Annotated in this window: 13 protein-coding genes, 2 tRNA genes, 1 rRNA gene and 1 pseudogene; 13 read left to right on the top strand and 4 right to left on the bottom strand. The window is 59.3% G+C overall.

From position 1 onward, the window contains the following. Nucleotides 1–123 precede the first annotated feature (123 nt). The 11 genes from rrf to AL3_RS18215 all read left to right on the top strand — a co-directional run bounded on the left by rrf (nucleotide 124) and on the right by AL3_RS18215 (nucleotide 11460). A 5S ribosomal RNA gene (gene rrf, locus AL3_RS17215) occupies nucleotides 124–240 on the top strand. Between the two features lie 490 nt (nucleotides 241–730). Beyond that, a complete protein-coding gene (locus AL3_RS17210) occupies nucleotides 731–2332 on the top strand; it encodes a DUF5979 domain-containing protein (RefSeq protein ID WP_066303409.1) in 1602 nt (533 codons plus the stop codon). 87 nt (nucleotides 2333–2419) lie between these two features. Beyond that, the gene (locus AL3_RS17205) at nucleotides 2420–3193 is read left to right on the top strand and encodes a fumarylacetoacetate hydrolase family protein (RefSeq protein WP_066303407.1); all 774 of its coding nucleotides are present in this window, start codon (nucleotides 2420–2422) and stop codon (nucleotides 3191–3193) included. A 24-nt stretch (nucleotides 3194–3217) separates the two neighbouring features. Continuing rightward, a complete protein-coding gene (locus tag AL3_RS17200) occupies nucleotides 3218–3841 on the top strand; it encodes a hypothetical protein (protein ID WP_157075279.1) in 624 nt (207 codons plus the stop codon). 33 nt (nucleotides 3842–3874) lie between these two features. After that, a complete protein-coding gene (gltX, locus tag AL3_RS17195; RefSeq protein ID WP_066303403.1) occupies nucleotides 3875–5395 on the top strand; it encodes a glutamate--tRNA ligase in 1521 nt (506 codons plus the stop codon). Between the two features lie 7 nt (nucleotides 5396–5402). Then, the gene (locus tag AL3_RS17190; protein ID WP_066303402.1) at nucleotides 5403–6140 is read left to right on the top strand and encodes an HAD family hydrolase; all 738 of its coding nucleotides are present in this window, start codon (nucleotides 5403–5405) and stop codon (nucleotides 6138–6140) included. Between the two features lie 128 nt (nucleotides 6141–6268). After that, nucleotides 6269–6340: transfer RNA gene (locus tag AL3_RS17185), tRNA-Gln, on the top strand. A 123-nt stretch (nucleotides 6341–6463) separates the two neighbouring features. Beyond that, nucleotides 6464–6536, top strand: a tRNA-Glu gene (locus AL3_RS17180). 218 nt (nucleotides 6537–6754) lie between these two features. Further along, nucleotides 6755–8485, top strand: coding sequence for a glycosyltransferase family 4 protein (locus AL3_RS18225; protein WP_083521865.1), 1731 nt, complete (start codon nucleotides 6755–6757; stop codon nucleotides 8483–8485). Between the two features lie 98 nt (nucleotides 8486–8583). Then, nucleotides 8584–9648 (top strand): glycosyltransferase, encoded by a 1065-nt coding sequence (locus AL3_RS18220; RefSeq protein WP_161599349.1) that lies wholly within the window; start codon nucleotides 8584–8586, stop codon nucleotides 9646–9648. A gap of 87 nt (nucleotides 9649–9735) precedes the next feature. Next, nucleotides 9736–11460: a heparinase II/III domain-containing protein gene (locus AL3_RS18215; RefSeq protein ID WP_083521863.1), complete on the top strand. Its 1725-nt coding sequence runs from the start codon at nucleotides 9736–9738 to the stop codon at nucleotides 11458–11460. A gap of 832 nt (nucleotides 11461–12292) precedes the next feature. Here AL3_RS18215 and AL3_RS18210 read toward each other — a convergent pair. Both AL3_RS18210 and AL3_RS19135 read right to left on the bottom strand, forming a co-directional pair. Then, complete coding sequence (locus tag AL3_RS18210) at nucleotides 12293–12934, bottom strand: LbetaH domain-containing protein (protein WP_161599348.1); 642 nt, start codon at nucleotides 12932–12934, stop codon at nucleotides 12293–12295. 45 nt (nucleotides 12935–12979) lie between these two features. Then, nucleotides 12980–13135: pseudogene (locus AL3_RS19135) on the bottom strand (DapH/DapD/GlmU-related protein); the annotation flags it as partial. Nucleotides 13136–14555: 1420 nt separating this feature from the next. On the opposite strand from AL3_RS19135, the gene thiL reads away from it, so the two are divergent. Then, the gene (gene thiL / locus AL3_RS17170; RefSeq protein ID WP_066303397.1) at nucleotides 14556–15566 is read left to right on the top strand and encodes a thiamine-phosphate kinase; all 1011 of its coding nucleotides are present in this window, start codon (nucleotides 14556–14558) and stop codon (nucleotides 15564–15566) included. Nucleotides 15567–15606: 40 nt separating this feature from the next. Here the strand turns inward: thiL and AL3_RS17165 are convergent, their stop codons facing one another. Further along, the gene (locus AL3_RS17165; protein ID WP_066303396.1) at nucleotides 15607–16029 is read right to left on the bottom strand and encodes a potassium channel family protein; all 423 of its coding nucleotides are present in this window, start codon (nucleotides 16027–16029) and stop codon (nucleotides 15607–15609) included. A gap of 51 nt (nucleotides 16030–16080) precedes the next feature. Then, entirely contained in the window at nucleotides 16081–16800 is a 720-nt protein-coding gene (locus tag AL3_RS17160) for an IclR family transcriptional regulator (protein WP_066303395.1), read from the bottom strand. 142 nt (nucleotides 16801–16942) lie between these two features. On the opposite strand from AL3_RS17160, the gene leuC reads away from it, so the two are divergent. Continuing rightward, nucleotides 16943–18406, top strand: a complete 1464-nt coding sequence (leuC, locus tag AL3_RS17155) for a 3-isopropylmalate dehydratase large subunit (protein ID WP_066303416.1) — start codon at nucleotides 16943–16945, stop codon at nucleotides 18404–18406. The last annotated feature ends 6 nt before the right edge of the window (nucleotides 18407–18412 follow it).

The following is an 18412-nucleotide window of genomic DNA, read 5'->3' as shown; positions in this document are numbered from 1 at the left end:
CAACAACCCGTTGGTTGTTCCAGGGAACAAATAATTGAATACACGGTACCCGTGTAATCCACCAGATTTACCCGCCCCCGCGACCGGTCTCAGGACCGCAGAGGGGGTTAGGGTTGGAAGGGTTACGGCGGTCACAGCGCGGGGGAAACGCCCGGTCCCATTCCGAACCCGGAAGCTAAGACCCGCAGCGCCGATGGTACTGCACCCGGGAGGGTGTGGGAGAGTAGGTCACCGCCGGACAATCATTTACAGGCCACCCCTTTTGTTGGCCCAGGTTCAGGCCCCGCAACACTGTTGCGGGGCCTGAACCCGTTTAACCCCCGGTCTAGTCCCGCTGGGGTCCCCCACACACGCAATCCCGTGCCGCCCTCCCCGGGCAGGCTTCCCCTGCTGTTCGGCAGTCCTTGAGGCAGGAAAGCGTCCAATATTTACCCGCGTTATCTGTTTAGCAACCCTTTTGTAGCCAAGTGCACATCTTTTTGCGCTGTCGCTGGCCGCGGATTTCCAGTACCCTCGCGGATTCGTGGGGGCGGAAGTTCTCCGATAGGCCGCAAAGTTCCGGTTGCGGCGTCGAAAACAGCTAATGCAGGAGTCGATGTCCATGAGATCTTATTTGTCGCTGTCCAAGGCCAACGGACAGTCAGTTAGACGTCAACGGGTGCCTGTATGGCGTGCACTCTTAGCGGGGCTAATTACCTCCGGCCTCTTGATGGCAGGCCCCTTGAACGCGATGGCTGTTGAGCCACTGCCGGCGTTGGAGGTCACCGGCTTTGGTCCCGGTCTAGAGATCCAAGGGCTGCATCCCGGGCAGGGCAGCGGTATGGACCCGACCGCCGAATACCCGGCGGAGAATCCGGCGGACTATGTAGACATCGACACTTTCGCCGGGATCGTTAATGCGGTCAGCGCCGAGGGACAGCCGGTCCAGATGTACTGCATCAACGTCTATCTGGAAACCGGCGTAGGTATCGAATATCAGTTGGACTCCTGGGCAGAGTCCAACGTGCCGAATATCGGGTACGTGACGTTCATCCTCAACAACTACTATCCAATGATGCCGCAGCCGGCCGGGTTGACTGCCGACCAGCAGGCCGCCGCCGTGCAGGCAGCCATCTGGTATTTCACCGATGGATACGTGGTCGACACAGCTCAAACTGACATCCGGGGAGCGGTGGCCGCAATCGTTGCTGCCGCCCAGGCAAACGGACCGGTCCTTGAGCCAGCGGTACCCGGAATCGAAATCACGCCCGAAACGGCGTCGGCCGATATGGGAACGCGGGCTGGTCCCTTTACCGTCAACGGGGAGAACGTGGACGCTGTGACGGTGACGGTTCCCGATGGGTTTACACTTCACACGGCGCAGACTGGGGGAGACGCCCTCGCCAGCGGCTCTCAGGTGCTCCCTGGAACGCAATTGTGGGTGCAGAACAACACGACGGGGCCATCGTCCGGTGCCCTGGGGGCTGTAGCCAACGTGAACGTCCAGGCGGGGAGTGTGTACCTGGCACAAGGGAACCCCGGTGCGGCCCAGCCGCTGATCCTCGCTGCCACGAGTCAGCTGGGCGCCAACGACACCGCTTTGTTTTCCCACCTGCAGGTGGACCCTGGATCCTTGACGGTGGCTAAGACGATTACCGGCGCCGGGGCGGGCAACCAAGGGGACATAGTCGTCAACGTGGACTGCGGTGCCGGGCTCCCCGGCTCCTTCACCATTCCCGCCGGCACTCCTGCTGGCGTATATACCCAAGCCTTTGAAGGAATTGCTGATGGTGCTCTGTGCACGGTTAGCGAGGAAGTCACAGGTGCGAATGAGGTTGTGACTGTCACCGCCGGCGAAACAATCACTGTTCAAATCACATCAGGGAATACCGCGGTTGCCGAACTGGTCAACGATGTCCAGTTCATTTACGGCCAGCTGCTCGTGACCAAGAGCCTTGCCGGGGCCGCAGCGGGCCTTCATGACCGTGTAGTCCTGAGCGTTATCTGCGACGGCACAGTGAGGGACACGATCCTGATTCCCGCAGGCAGCACAGCTGCGGTCAGCCGGTCCTACCCGGACATTCCTGCGGGCTCAACGTGTTTCATCCGCGAGGAAGAATCGGGCCAGAACAGTGCCGTCCTGGTGACCATCGACCTGCCGGACCCAGTGACTGTCATGGGGGGAGAAAGTGTTTCGCTTGAAGCAGTCAACACCTTCACGGGGCGGGGACAGGCAAAGCTGCCCCAGACCGGAGCGGCACTCACCACTGAAATGGCCCTGATGGGAGGCGGGATCCTCCTGACGGGCACGCTGCTGGTCCTCGGATCCGCTCTGCGGCGCCGCACTCAGTAGAGGACGCCGTTCCCGAATGCGCTGCTGCCGGCCGGACCGCCGGCAGCAGCGCATTCCCGGGCACCTTTCTCGACTACGCTTGGAAACATGCGTATTGCTCGGTTTATCCAGGACAGTGACCCTGCTTTCGGCGTCGTCGACGGCGAAGAGGGTTTCGAAGAAATTGCGGTTATTAAGGGTGATCCCTTCTTCTCCGGCGTGCAGCTCACGGGGGAGCGGCACAAGCTGGAGGACGTGCGGCTCCTCGCGCCGATTATCCCGCGCAGCAAAGTGGTGGGCATCGGCCGGAATTACGCCGATCATGTCGCTGAAATGGGCAATGACGTTCCTCCGGCGCCCCTGATGTTCCTCAAGCCCAACACCTCCGTGATTGGGCCGAACGATCCGATCGTGCTGCCCTCCTTCTCCGAAGAGGTTTCCTACGAGGCGGAGCTGGCCGTTGTCATTGGCCGCATCTGCAAGGACGTTCCGCTGGACCGGGTCGACGAAGTCGTTTTCGGCTACACCTGCGCCAACGACCTGACCGCCCGCGACGCCCAGCGAACCGACGACCAGTGGGCGCGGGCCAAGGGCTTCGACACCTCCTGCCCCATCGGTCCGTGGATCGAGACCGAACTGGACACGGACAACCTCGCGGTGCGCGCGTTCCTGGACGGCGAGCAGGTCCAGAACGGCAACACCGACCAGATGATCTGGGGCGTCAAGGAACTCGTAGCCTATGTTTCCCAAGCCTTCACGCTGCTGCCGGGCGATGTCATCCTGACCGGAACCCCTGCCGGCGTCGGCCTCATCACTGAAGGCCAGCGCATTGAAGTGCAGGTCGAGGGCATCGGTACGCTGGCGAATATCGTCCGCGCCTAATCTGCGCCCGGCGCTTCTGGGGGAATGATGGCGGCACCTGCCCAGCTCCGCGGCGCTTCCCTGGCGCCCGGAATAGTCTGGGCAGCCGCCCTGATGCTGGCGCCGTTCACCGGTGCCGGCACGGCGGCAGGGACTGGAACCGGTACGACGGCGGCGCCCTGGTTTTGGGGCGCCGGCACCGTGCTGCTGGTTATTGTTTTTCCCTGGGTGCTTGTGCGGACGCTCGACCGGAGGGGTGACCTGCGCCATTCCATCGCGCGCGCCGGTGCCGGGCCCGTGATCCTGGGTGCCGGCGCGCTGTGCTTTATGCTCCTGCGCCTCATCCTTTGGCTCGACGGTCCGCGGGAGCTGGCCGCCGTCGTCTTCGCGATGATTGCCTCCTACACCGTTACCCTGCTGCTGCCCCGGACGCGGCGGCCGGACTGGCCGGCGCTGAGCCTGGGCGCCGGCGTCGTTATTCTGCCTGTCCTGGCGGCATCAGCCATCCCCGGGCTTCCTGGTCTGGCTGTGGCAGCAGGGTTGGGTGCAGCCTGCGCCGTGGCGCTGCTGCTGGTTGTCGCGGGTCGATGCCGGCTGCTCGCATCTGCCGCGGCCGGAGCGCTGGTAGGTGGCGGGGTTTTCCTGCTGCTTCGGGCCGCCGCCGGATAAGGGTTTGCCCGCAGCGACTAAACTGGGGGAATCATGACTACAGAGCCTTCTTCCCTTGCCGATCTTCCCACCGTCAACGACAGCACGCCGGTGCGCGTGCGCTTCTGCCCGTCTCCCACGGGTACCCCGCACGTCGGGCTGATCCGTACCGCCCTGTTCAACTGGGCCTACGCCAAGCACACCGGCGGCACCATGGTGTTCCGCATCGAGGACACCGACGCAGCCCGGGACAGCGAAGAAAGCTACCATCAGCTGCTCGATGCGCTGGGCTGGCTGGGCATCACCTGGGATGAAGGCGTTGAAGTCGGCGGCCCGCACGCACCGTACCGGCAATCGCAGCGCGGGGAGATCTACCAGGAGGTCATCCGCAAGCTCAAGGATGCCGGGCACCTGTACGAGTCCTATTCCACTCCGGAGGAAATTGAGGCCCGTCACCGTGCTGCCGGCCGGGACATCAAACTGGGGTACGACAACTTCGACCGCAGCCTGACCGAAGAGCAGATCGCGGCGTTCAAGGCCGAAGGCCGCGAGCCCGTGCTGCGCGTGCGGATGCCGGACGAGGACATCACGTTCACCGACCTGGTCCGCGGTGAAATTACGTTCAAGGCCGGTACCGTGCCCGACTTCGTGGTGGTCCGTGCCAACGGTGCGCCGCTCTACACCCTGGTCAACCCAGTGGACGACGCGCTGATGGGTATCACCCATGTACTGCGCGGCGAAGACCTGCTCTCCTCCACACCGCGCCAGATTGCCCTGTACCGGGCGCTGATCGACGTTGGAGTGGCGGAGTACATGCCGCTGTTCGGGCACCTGCCGTACGTTATGGGAGCCGGCAACAAGAAGCTTTCCAAGCGCGATCCCGAGTCCAGCCTCTTCCTCCACCGCGAACGCGGCTTCATCCCCGAGGGCCTGCTGAACTACCTCTCGCTCCTGGGCTGGTCGCTGTCCGCTGACGAGGACATCTTCGGCGTGGATGAACTGATCAAGAACTTCGATATCCACGACGTTCTCTCCAACCCTGCCCGCTTTGACCTGAAGAAGGCCGAGGCCATCAACGGCACCCATGTGCGCATGCTGGAGGCTTCCGACTTCCGGAACCGCCTGGTGCCGTACCTGCAGCACGCAGGACTGGTGGAGGAAACGCTGACGCCGCGGCAGGAGGAAATCCTCACCGAGGCAGCGCCGCTGGTCCAGGAACGCATTACCCTGCTGGGGGAGGCACCGGACATGCTCGGGTTCCTCTTTAAGGCCGACGATGCCATTGATGTGGCGGATGACGCACGGAAGGGCCTGCCGGCGAACCTCGGCGAGGTGCTCGATGCCACTCTCGCTGCGCTGGAACCGGTCGAGGACTGGACCGCCGAGAACATTCAGGCTGCCCTGCGCCAGGCGCTCGTGGAAGACATGGGCATCAAGCCGCGCCTCGCCTTTGGCCCGGTCCGCACCGCCGTCTCCGGCCGCCGGATCTCGCCGCCGCTGTTCGAGTCCATGGTGATCCTGGGCAAGGACTCGTCGCTGGCACGCATCCGCGCGTTCCGCGCTTCGGAGGCCTGAGCCGAACATGGGTGATTTGCGGGGCGGAGCGTCCACCGGTGTGCTCTTTGATATCGACGAGACCCTTGTGGACCTCCGCGCCGCCATGGGCAGCACACTCCGTGCCATCAGCGCCCCGGACCTGGCGCACTTCACGGAACAGGACTGGGCTGCCTACCAGCACCTCTACGCCGCTGATCCCCTTGGCTACTACGACAAGTATCTGACCGGGGAGCTCAGCTTTACTCGGCAGCGGCTGCTGCGGGTGGCACACGCGCAGCAAGCCCACGGACTGCCGGCCTTCGACGACGCCGCCGAGGAGGCCTGGAACGCCGCGTACGAGCAGGTGCTGCCCCAGCACTTTCGGGCGTTCGACGACGTCACTGCGGTGCTGGACGAGTTGGATGCGCTTGGCATTCCCTACGGCGCGGTGAGCAACAACGTGCATGACTACCAGCGGGCCAAGCTTGATGCCGCTGGGCTGCAGCGGGTTGAGCTCCTGGTGGGCATAGATACCGTGGGTGCCGCGAAACCGGATCCGGCGATCTTCCATGAGGGCGTGCGCCTGCTCGGAACCGACCCTGCCCGGACACTCTATGTGGGGGACAACCCCGTGGTGGACGCTGCCGGGGCGCAGAATGCCGGCCTGCAGGGGATCTGGCTTAAGCGCAGCGGCGACCCGGCTGTGCGGGAGGAGCACTCCGGCCTCAGGGTCATTGCTTCGCTGAAGGCAGTTCCAGGGCTCTGCCTGGGGTCCGAGAAGTGACTGAAGGCAGGTGCAGCTAGGCAGGCCGGCCCGTTTTGTACTTCCCTCGGAACCCGTGTATAGTTATTTCTCGTGCTGAGGGGTTGCACAGGAACTTGAAGCTTCCGAAGCGGCCCAGATAAGCACATTGGGATATGGTGTAATTGGCAACACATCGGTTTCTGGTACCGACATTCTAGGTTCGAGTCCTGGTATCCCAGCGGTAATCAATGATGGACCTAGGTCCGATTTGGTCTCCACAAGAAGAGTATGAAATACTCTTCAGGTCGTTCCAGTGGATCGATCAGGAGTGCAGAAGCGACTTAGCTTCATGCGCTGTACACGGCCCCATCGTATAGCGGCCTAGTACGCTGCCCTCTCACGGCGGTAACGCGGGTTCGAATCCCGCTGGGGTCACAGGTAACGGTCCCGGACATTGTCCGGGGCCGTTTTTTGTATGCAGTTTATAAGGTGCCGCGAGTTTTAGTAGGAAAAATACCCCAGTGAAATCTTGTAGGCTACGTGTATAAGCGACTCATGCGTTGTATGGGTCCATTTTAGTGAAAACGTGGGGGAGAGAACCTGTGTCCAGAGACCTTAGTGCTCCAGGGGCGAAATCGTCGTTCAAACGGGAAATGGACGCCGAGAGTCTTCTCGAGATTGCCCTAAAAGAGTTGGATAAGGCCCACCAAGACATCAGCCGGCTCATTCGCTTGGGTGAAACCAACTCAAAGGCCTATGACAACCTTCGGAGACAAGCAGGAGGCTCTGGGTCGCCCACACCCCTGGTAGCCTCCGGGGAGCTCCGTCATACCGTTCCTACATCACGATATGACGGAGCCAACGCTCTGACCTTCCACACAAAGGAAGGAAACTATGACGAGGCCTATACTTGGGCGCAGGCACTGTATCCAAGGTTAAAGCACAACCTGGCATTCCTACGTGCCTACAGGGACGTTCAAGCGAAGCGCGGAGAGGCGACAGAGTCTCTCAGCCTGATCCATCAGATATCTGTCTTAGACAAGAAAACAGACCCATTGGCGGTGCGAAAGCTTGAAGGGCGTCTACGGGAAATGTCAGGTTGGGTGCCGAAAGTTCCAGGCCCGCGCGTGCCTGTGGAGGCTAGGGTGAAGGGGAGAGTCCTTCATCTGGTCAAGGAAAGCAGACCTTATCTTTCCAATGGATTTACGTCAAGAAGCCACCACAACTTTGTCGCTGAGCTCCAATCAGGACTGGAACCTATCGTGGTCACGGAACCTGGCTTTCCAAGAGTCGTGTGTGGACCAAACTTTCCACGGCACGAAGTCCTTGATGGGGTTACGCATGTCCGCCTGGATGTAGGAGACATTGACTATAGCGACATGCCTAATGATGACTTCCTTCAGATGTTTGCCCAGCTTGCGTACGAGCAAGTTATCAGATATAAACCATCCGTTATACATGCCAGTTCCGGTCGACGTGGGTATGACACGGCCTTGGTGGGGCTGGCGTTGAAAGAAAAAACAGGCATCCCTTTTGTCTATGAGGTTAGATCCTTCTTCGAAGGAAATTGGACTAAGGATATTGAATACGAAGCCAAAGGGGAAATATTCAATCGTCGTATGTGGGTCGAAGAGATGTGCATGAATGCTGCGGATCGCATCTTGACGATCGGCCAAGCGATGAAAGACGAGCTGATCTCCCGGGGAATACCTTCTGAAAAGATTGGCATCATTCCTAATGCTGTGGACTCCAATGCGTTCAGTCCTAAAGAGCGTTCCGAAACTCTCGATGTTGAGTACGGTCTCACGGGATATCCAACTTTTGGATATGTATCGAACATGGATCATTACCGTGAGTCACATGAAACACTCATCTATGCTGCAAAGGAGCTGAAGGAGCGGGGCTCGGAATTTCGCTGTGTGCTAGTTGGGGGCGGACCCCGCCGTCCCGCGTTAGAACAGTTGGCTAACAGACTTGATGTCACTGACAGGGTTATCTTCACTGGATCCGTTGATCATGCTGACATACCAGATTTCTATTCTATAATCGATTTTTTCGTTGTTCCTCGCATTGCGGAGAGGGCAGCGGTCTACGTAACCCCATTGAAGCCCTACGAAGCCATGGCATCGGGCCGCCCCGTAATTACGAGTGATCTGCCTGCCCTACGAGAGATTACGGATGCGCCGCTTCGTGGGCTGCAATTTGAACATGGAAATCAGTATCAGCTTGCGGATGTACTTCAGTCATTGTCAGCCGATCCTCAAGAGACTGCGCGTCTTGTTGACGAGGCCCTGAAATGGGTCCGAAACGAGAGAGATTGGGACGGCAACGGGCGACGATACGTGGAAGAATTCGAGCATGTAATTGATGGGGCATCAAAATGAAGATAAATTATCATGGTTTCACTGCTAGTAAGCAGAGCCCTGCGGCGGAACTTTTAGCCGCGATGAGTTCCGTAAGGTCTACGGATAGGCCTCACTTATTGGGATACACGCCCGTCGCGCGGGTGAACCCATTCCAATCCCTTTTGTACAAGAAGTTTCCGGACAATGGAATAGCTGTTGGCCCAATCCTTCGCCCTGATAAGTTTAAGTCGCTGTTAGATTTTCAGGCAATGGCTTCCGGTACTACACTGCATCTGCATTGGAACGCCTGGATGACGTTCGGCAACAGTGATCCGGTGCGGGCTCGAACCTTGGCTATGGGTATGATCGGGAGACTAGAAGCTCTTCGGTCCAGAAACATAAATCTGATTTGGACTGTGCATAATCTGTATCCGCACGACGCCGAATTTATCGACCTCGAATTGGAAGTTCAGCAGAAGATCTCCGACCTTGCGAATGTGGTCCATATTATGTCTCGGTCTACACAAGATGCTATGTCCGGGATCGTCACGCTCGACCCTCAAAAGCTGCTTTACGCGCCGCACCCAAATTACACTGGGGCTTACCAGGACCACACAACACGCGAAGAATCACGAATAATACTAGGCATTGGCCCGGATGAAGTTGTATTCCTCTTGTTCGGAGCCATTAAGCCTTACAAAGGACTTTATCGATTGCTGGAGGCGCTGGACCTTGTAGTTAGTCAGAATCGTGACCGCCAAATCCGTCTTCTGGTAGCCGGCGCGCCTGACACTTCAGAGGAGGCACACGAATTTGTCGCTAGGGCGTTGGTGCATCCAAATGTTCTCATCGAGCCAAGCCGCGTACCTTCCGAGCGTGCGCAATATTTTCTCCGCGCTGCAGACGTTGGGCTTGTCAACTATGAAAGGCTCCTTAATAGCGGGGCCGCGCTTTTGTATCAGACCTTTGGATTGCCGGTAGTTGCGGCGGACACGGCGCCTCTTCGGGAGGGCCTATTAGGAGACGTAACTGTCTTCGTGAACGGTCCGTCTGTGGCAGACTTCGCCGACGCCTTGAGCGCCGCAGTTGATCGATTAGTATCACCATCCGTGCGGCGCTCCGTTTCACAACATGTTGCGGCTCTTGATCCAGATGTTGTGAGTAATGACTTCGCGCGAAATCTCCTAAAGCGGCTCAACTAGTACGTTTTATATTCTTGGTTGCAAAGCGCCATATTGTTGTTCTCCCATTTATTGCGCAGTGGTCATTTAGCCTTGTTAAGGATCAGAATGCTAGATATATCTGCAGTTTCTGAGCAGTTGTTTCATACATACAGTACTGAGTCCACGACTGACATTCCGCGGTCTGAGCATCTTGCACAGCTTTTAGACGGTAAGTTAACACTTGCGCCGCACAGTGCCCAGTTAGTAGGACCTGATTTCGCTTGGGAGTCGGATCCCCTGCAGGACGCCAATTGGCGGTTCCAATATCACTGCTTGGTTTGGGTTGACCGGTTGCGTGAGGCTAGTCAGCTCGAGGACTCGGAGCTCGGGCGTCGCTTGTATGAGCGTCTAATCACGTCTTGGATTGACGAAAACCCCGTCGAATCTCCAGCATCGGACTATTCCTGGTTTGATATGGCGGTGGGCATGCGGGCTATCGTTTTACTGCGGGCGATTGAATACTTTGGTCCCGAACGATGGCTCATTGATGCTATTCGAGTTCATGGAGAGCACTTAGCGGACCCAGGTAACTATGAGGGGAAGGGTAACCATAGTCTTCATCAGGATATGGGCCTCCTTGCCATTGGACATTTTTTAGAGCAGCCAGAGTGGGTTTCATTATCCACCGACCGCATTTTAACCATGCTAAACTCAGCAATCGATGAAGAGGGCGTCTCGGTAGAAGGGTCTATAGATTATCAATATCGAAACTACCGTTGGTATTCTGAGGCAGCTGTCAGAATAAAGGCCGCAACAGGTGAAGTCCCCGCAGCCATCGCAAATGCGCTGCGTGAAATGCCTACTTTTATGGCTCATGCGACATCACCGTCTAACCACTACGCGCTGATAGGTGACACGCTTGAGCATAGGGCGCCTATCATTGATGGAACTCATACAGAGTGGGTAAGAAATTCTAAGTACGCACCGCCCTCTCGAGTCAAGCTCTATAAATCCGGGTATCTCTTTGCGCGATCAAGCTGGGATAGCTGGCACCATAATCCCGCCGTTTCCTATTTGACCCTGCGGTTTGGAGCAGGACGTTCATCTGCCGTGCATGGGCATGAGGATGCCGGCTCAATCACCTTGGATATGCATGGGGAGAAGCTTCTTTGCGATTCAGGGCTCTTTGCCTATGAGGCTGGGGCATATCGGCTTTTTTTCAGGGGAAGAAGCGCGCACAACGTCATCGACGTGCGCGGAAGAAAGTATTATCCAAGTTCTGAATCGCCGCTGCGCCATTTTGCCCGTACAGGGACTCACATCATGGCGACCGTACTTGTTCGCGCCATTGAGGGCACCGTCTGGAACCGTACTGTCCTACATTCTCTAGAACGTGGATACACAATTGTGGATGACCGTGTTGAAGATAAGATGAATAGTCCGGAAGTTGTGCAACGGTGGCAGCTACCCGCAGGTTCGGAAATCACTGTAAATGGAGCTAAAGAATTTGTGGAGGTGGAGACGCCCAGAGGCAACGCCATGAGGTTCAGTTCCCTCGGCCATCGAGTTGCGTATCAGGTGTCAGAAGGAATCGAGACGGAAATAGCAGGTTGGAGAAGTGAGGGATACAGGGATAAGTTCCCCACGCCAGAGCTGCGTTTACTCCAGCCAGGTGGATCAGTCCGCTTTTCGACATTGATACAGGCCGAGGGGACTGTAAGGTCCTGGATAAGTTCATCTGCCGTGCAGAGAACCAGTAAAGCGCTTACATTGTTTTTGTCGGGTGAGGACTGGTGTGAACAAATTAGACTAGCAAGCGATGGGTTCAGTGTGCGCCCGACAGAGCCTTAGCGATGTGCATCTGCTAGTGGACTTTTTGCCGAGACCTGTAGTATTTTCCGGGCGGCACCCCGCCGTCTTTTGGCAGCAAGTCCCTAGTGCTGGGAGTCACCGTAGTTTGTGGTTCCTTACGATGTTTTTATCTAGTTGGTGCAGTGCCGTTCGGTGACGCTTTCGCGTTTGTGGCGCCGGCGACGTTGAGGCATTCGCTCTCGTTTCGACATCCTCCGGACCTCTACCAGCGACGGCTCGTCTACAGCTAACCGACTGTTCGCTGTGGGCTGTAGCCGTCTTTCGCAGCAGACAGGTCCGCTAGGAATTCGGTGGCAAGCCGGGACCCCGAGCTATCCCCTCGCTGACCATGCTGCCTGCAGTTTGCTGCGGGATCGTCGGCCCGAACACGGTATCGAGTCAAGCTCAGCCCCGTCTCGTGTCGTGGGGCCAAGAGCCCACTGGGCAAGCGATCAAACTCCGAATGATCCCAGCGGGGTCTACGGCGGTCAGACGGATGGGAAGGACCCTTAGTGAATACCTGGCCGTGCAGAGGTATTCATTGAGGGTATCTTGACTCGGACTAGTACCCTTCAAATACCTGGTTATTGCGGGCTAAATTACTATCGTGGCCGTCGGTCACCTATACCTTCAGCAGTCCCAAAGGGATACCGCATCCGACCCCTCTATGGGGGGGGGATAGGACCGCGACGGCCGATTTGGTGCTTGCCGGGATGTAGTAGGTGGGTAGCTTACCCAATGGGACTTGTATGGGTACACGTCCTTGCCCATCCTATTTGGATCCGGTAGGGTCGCTCTGTCTTGCAGCGCAAGCATGTGAGCGGTCCCTTTACTAGGCACTTGCTGCAATGTAATTATCGAAGTGTGATAGAAAATCTTCGTCAGAAAGACGGCGAAGCGCCAGATAGGTCTGTTTGTACTTTAGAACGCTTGTCCGATCGATCGTCGATAATAAGCGGCTTGGAATGCCGGCAACGATTCCACCGGCGGGCACATCCTTTGTTACTACGGAATTCGCGCCTATTATAGCAAACGGTCCAACTTCGACGCCCCCTAAAATTTTCGCACCGGTTGAGACAGATGCATAGGCGCCAATTGAGGGGACGTTTACGTTTCGTCCTGTAGCTTCGCTTATCCTTGTTGGTTTCTGCTTTCCCCCGAGTGTAACGTTGGAACCAATAACCACACCGTCTCCAATCTCGCATAGCGGGTGTATTATTACCCCCATCCCCCCGTATCCAAATTGCACATCCTTCCCCATTTTAAGTTCGTTTGGAATGTAACTGTTGTGTAATAGTTTAATAAGCACTTCACATCGTTTTGCCCGCTCGAAATTTCCCGCGGCCAAATACCGCTGGGCAGACTTCCATATCCGGTACGCATTTGGCAGCTCCGGAGGCATATTCTGAAGTTGGTCCAGCCAGGGATCTACTTGTCGGTCCCACCCATATTTCTCGAAGAACTCAGTATCCATTTTCATAGTTTAGCTGACTCAAGTGGGAGTGCATCAACTAAGTGTCCTTATGGCTCTCGCAGGCACTCCACCGACTAGTGTATTTGGGGCGACATCCCGTGTTACTACTGCACCGGCGGCCACGATTGCCCCGTCTGAGATTGTGACGCCTCCAAGTATGGTTACGGACGCCCCAATCCACACACCATTCCCTATCCTTATTGGTAAGGTATGTACTTGTCCAGCTCTTCGGCTTTCTGGTCCTAAGAAATGGTTATCTGTTATTAGTCGGACAAATGGACCAATGGCAACGCTAGTTCCAATTTGGACATCCCCTTGAATGAAACCTCCGCGGTTGATGAAAGAGCGCTTTCCTAGCGTGAACGGCCCACGGATTTCTGTGTCTCGATAGAGGGCTGAAGCTTTTAATAGTACTACCTTTCTTCTGCTGTCCGGGGCCATAATTGTTACGGTAGGATCGATCGCCGCATCTTCAGCAATTTCGATATTTGGGTTCATGTGATGTAGTCCCGTGCGCTTTGACTCGAGTAAGTCAATGCGGGCGGTGATTTCTCGTAGGGCTTCTGTTTGCTTCTCTAGCATATTGGTCAATGTTTCCAGTCGTCGGTTGAGAATCTGGCCTTCATCTACCATGATCTATACTTTCCTATAGAGTATTAATATGATTGGCCCAAGGGCAATGGACTGTCTTGAATGGATGAATACGTAATAAATTTTCAATGTAGTTGAAAATGTATGTCCAGGGATTCTCTTCGCGCGCCGCCATACTTCGTCCCGGTATTTACTCGACACAATGCTAGTCACCAGATTGCTAACAATCTCACCTGGTGACGGTGGCAGACGGACTCGACATGGAAAAGTGGACCATGCTCGGGTGTCCGAGCGGAACTACGAGCGTTCGTTGACCTCGGCCCGATGGGTTCTCCGTGGGTGGCGGTGAAATCCATTCTTGCGATGGGTGATTCACTGCTGTTCTAGCGGTGCTTCTGAGCATAATACGGGTTCTGTAGTTCGTGCTGTTAATGGAGCCCTCCCGTTCCGTTTGATGTGTTTAGTGCTCATGTTGTTGGCTTGGTCCATCCCAGTCGCAGCCCAGACATCGGTAAGTACTAAGCCGGTTGCTTCGGGCTGGTTGGAATCCGTTGGGAGATGCTCGAGTTGGGTCCTTCGACGTGGCTGCGTCGTCCAAGGAGCCGGTTGGCGCAGGACTTGTTCCCCCGCATCCCACGCAGTCCTGGTCTTGCCCAGCAATCGTCTATAGCGAAGACCGTCTTCACGTGGGCGCGGGTGGGTTCCTTTCGAGAATCGGCGGTGCTCGGCAGCGGCATCCAGTGCGCGCTGAATGTATCCAACGCAGGGACGGGACGCCCATGGAGCCCAGGAATATCTGCGGCCTTAGTTCTGTGTGGGAACATGCTAGGGCAATGGGTCTATGAGCCTTCCGTATTCAAATCACGATGTGATTGCGAACCACGGTGAGCCTGGTTGGCAACTACCTAGCGCCACGTCAGGCTGCCCACTTGTTCATTAGGGCTTAGCGAGGCGCCATGGGCAGAGTGCAGCATAATTATGGGGCAGGCAGGGCCGCAGGCCCGCACCAACCGGACAGAGGGCAGTAACAGTGGCAGAGTATCCCCGGTATGCAGGAGAGCTGAGCGAAGGGGAGCTGCTGGCCCGGATTTTCCCCCGGCTGGGTTCCGGGAAAGCGCTTCTGGGGCCCGGCGACGACGCAGCGGTGCTGGCTGCCCCGGACGGACGCGCCGCGATCTCGATTGACACGCTGGTCCAGGATCAGGATTTCCGCTTGGAATGGCCTGGCGGCTACCGGACCACGGGGTACGACGTCGGGTGGAAGTGTGCTGCGCAGAATCTCTCCGACATTAATGCGATGGGCGCCGTCGCCACATCGCTGGTGGTCAGCCTGACTCTGCCGCAGGACACCGCGCTGACCTGGGTCGAAGGCCTGGCGGACGGGCTGTCGGCAGCCCTGCGGGCGCTCGGAGCCGAGGACTGCGTGGTTGCCGGCGGGGACCTGGGCCGCGGCGGCATCCTGGTGGTGACGGCGGCGGTCACCGGCGACCTGCGCGGCAGGGACCCCGTGCTGCGCTCAGGGGCCCGGCCCGGCGACGTGGTGGCGGTCTGCGGTGTGCTGGGGCAAGCGGCAGCTGGCCTGGCGCTGTTGGATAGCGCGATCGGCTACGGCTCCCTGAATGCTGCTGAGCGGGCACTGACGGCAGCCCAATCGAGGCCGTGCCCGCCCCTGTCCGCCGGTCCGGCCGCCGCCAGCGCAGGAGCACACGCGATGATGGACATTTCCGACGGTGTGGTGCGCGACGCCGGCCGGCTGGCCTTCGCGTCGGGCGTCCGGATTGACCTAGATTCCCGGACCCTGCTGTGTGAGGCGGAACCGCTGGCAGGGACTGCCCGGAGCCTCGGCGGCAACGCCCTGGACTGGGTCCTGAGCGGGGGAGAGGACCACGGGCTGCTGGCCACCTTCGAGGAAGGCACCGTCCTGCCGCGTGGTTTCCGGAGTATCGGGGTTGTCCTGGATGCCGGAGACAGCGGCGCCGGAACTGTGACGGTGGACGGCCGGGAGCCGTCGTCGGTTGGCTGGGACCACTTCGCCGGCTGAGCTGGCAACCTGCGGACAACGAAGCTGCGGACCGGGCGTGTCAGTCCAGGATGTGCCGTTCACGGACCCGGGCGGCAAGATCCGCCAGCTGCTCCTTCGTGAGGTCCGGCAGATGTTCCAGCTCGCTGACGAATTCCCGCAGGCTTTCCTTCGTGCGGGCACGGAGCAGTTCGTTGTAGAAACCGACGATCACGCCGGTGGCCAGGGCCACTACCAGGATGCCGTAGAGGGCCACGAACACGGTGATGAGCCGTCCGATGAATGTCACGGCAACGTAATCGCCGAAGCCAATGGTCGTAAAGGTCTCGAAAAGGTACCAGAGCGCATCTCCGAAGCCGGGAATGCCTGGTTCAATGCGCGGAATCACCAGGGCAGCAGAACCGTAGACAATGAGGAAGCCGAAGACGAACACATCGGCTCCGGTGATGCGGATGATGTGCCAGAGGACACGTAGCCGTTTCATCGCCGCTCCTAGGGCCTGAGGATTTCAGGATAGGCCCCGGAGGCTGTCAGGTCAGTCGGAGTTGGCCCGAAGGGCCTCGGTGAGCTGTCCAGCGGCCCGGCTGACCACTTCCGCGTGAATGCGGCCTGGCTGCCGGGTCAGCCGTTCGATGGGCCCGGAGATGGAAATGGCGGCGATGACGCGGCCCGAGGGCCCGCGTACGGGCGCGGACACCGAGGCAACGCCCGGCTCCCGTTCGCCAAGGCTCTGCGCCCACCCACGGCGGCGCACTCCGGCCAGGACGGTGGGAGTGAAGCGGGCGTGCTGCAGCCCTTCCAGCAGCCGATCGTGGTCCTCCCACGCCAGCAGGACCTGGGCAGCAGAGCCAGCCTTCATGGAGAGCTGGGTGCCAACGGGAATCGTGTCCCGCAGGCCGATGGGACGTTCGGCCGAGGCCACGCAGACCCGCCATTCCCCCTGGCGCCGGAAGACCTGGGAACTCTCACCCGTTGCATCGCGCAGGGCCAGCAGCACCGGGCCGGCGGAGGCGATCAGCCGGTCCTCACCTGCAGCGGAAGCGAGCTCCACGAGCCGGCTGCCCAGGACGAACCGGCCCTGAATGTCCCGGCCCACGAGCCGGTGGTGCACCAGCGCCAGCGCAAGGCGGTGGACTGTCGGCCGGGCCAGTCCGGTGGCGGCAACCAGCTGGGCGAGTGATGTGGGTCCGGCCTCGAGCGCATCAAGTACCATGGCGGCCTTGTCGATAACTCCGACGCCGCTAGAATTGTCCATAAGATGATACTGCCGTCTCAGTATCTGAGATGCAAGTGGGAAAACTGGCGCCGCAGGCGGGGTGCTGCTTCTCTTAATTGCATCAGGATTCCGGTCCGGGCACCTTGCCCGCCGGAGCTACATCAGCGAGGAGCACATGGTCATGGGAGAGCATGCAGCGGGCAGAACGCTCGCGGAGAAGGTGTGGGACGGCCACGTGGTCGCCAAGGGCGAGGACGGCGCACCGGACCTCCTCTACATCGACCTCCACCTCGTCCATGAGGTGACCTCGCCGCAGGCCTTCGAAGGACTGCGCCTCGCCGGCCGGAAGCTGCGGCGCCCGGACCTGACCATCGCCACCGAGGACCACAACACGCCCACGCTGGCAATCGACAAGCCGATCGCCGATCCGGTGAGCCGGACGCAGATTGAAACCCTGCGGGCCAACTGCGCTGAGTTCGGTGTGCGGCTGCACCCGCTGGGCGACGCGGAGCAGGGAATCGTGCACGTGGTCGGGCCGCAGCTGGGCCTGACCCAGCCCGGACTCACCGTAGTGTGCGGCGATTCGCACACCTCCACCCACGGTGCCTTCGGCGCCCTGGCCATGGGTATCGGCACCTCAGAGGTCGAGCACGTGATGGCCACACAGACACTGTCCCTGAAGCCGTTCAAAACCATGGCCATCAATGTGGAAGGCACGCTGCGCCCGGGGGTTACCTCCAAGGACATCATCCTGGCGGTCATTGCGAAGATCGGCACCGGCGGCGGCCAGGGCTACGTCCTGGAATACCGCGGATCGGCCATCCGCTCGCTCTCCATGGAAGCGCGCATGACGATCTGCAACATGTCCATCGAAGCCGGTGCCCGTGCCGGCATGGTCGCGCCGGACGAAACGACGTTCGCCTACCTCAAAGGCAAGCCGCACGCGCCTCAGGGCGCGGACTGGGACGCCGCCGTCGAGCACTGGAAATCCCTGGTCACCGACCCGGATGCGGAGTTTGACGCGGAGGTGTTCCTCGACGCGGACGAACTCGAGCCGTTCGTCACCTGGGGAACCAACCCCGGGCAGGGGATCTCGCTGTCCGGCGCGGTCCCGTCGCCCGAGGACTTCGGGGACGAGAACGCCAAGGCAGCTGCCGAGCGTGCCCTGGACTATATGGATCTGCAGCCCGGCACACCCATGAAGGAGATCCGGGTGGACACTGTGTTCCTCGGCTCCTGCACCAACAGCCGGATCGAGGACCTGCGCATCGCGGCGGACATCATCCGCGGACGGCAGAAGGACCCGAACATCCGCATGATGGTGGTGCCCGGATCCGCCCGGGTCCGCCTCGAAGCCGAGGCCGAGGGCCTGGACCAGGTGTTCAAGGACTTCGGCGCCGAATGGCGTTTTGCCGGCTGCTCCATGTGCCTGGGTATGAACCCGGACCAGCTGGAACCGGGGGAGCGCTGCGCCTCCACCTCCAACCGCAACTTTGAAGGACGCCAGGGTAAGGGCGGGCGCACCCACCTCGTCTCTCCGGTCGTGGCCGCCGCTACGGCCGTCCGCGGAACGCTGAGTTCGCCGTCGGACCTTGACCCCCTGCCCGGCGCGGCCGCCGGTTCCACCGCCACCGCTGCAGCCTAGGAGAAG

It is taken from the genome of Arthrobacter luteolus NBRC 107841, assembly GCF_001552075.1.
Lineage (GTDB): Bacteria > Actinomycetota > Actinomycetes > Actinomycetales > Micrococcaceae > Arthrobacter_B > Arthrobacter_B luteolus.
Note: the sequence above shows the minus strand (reverse complement) of the source record. Positions and strands in the feature narration are given on the sequence as shown.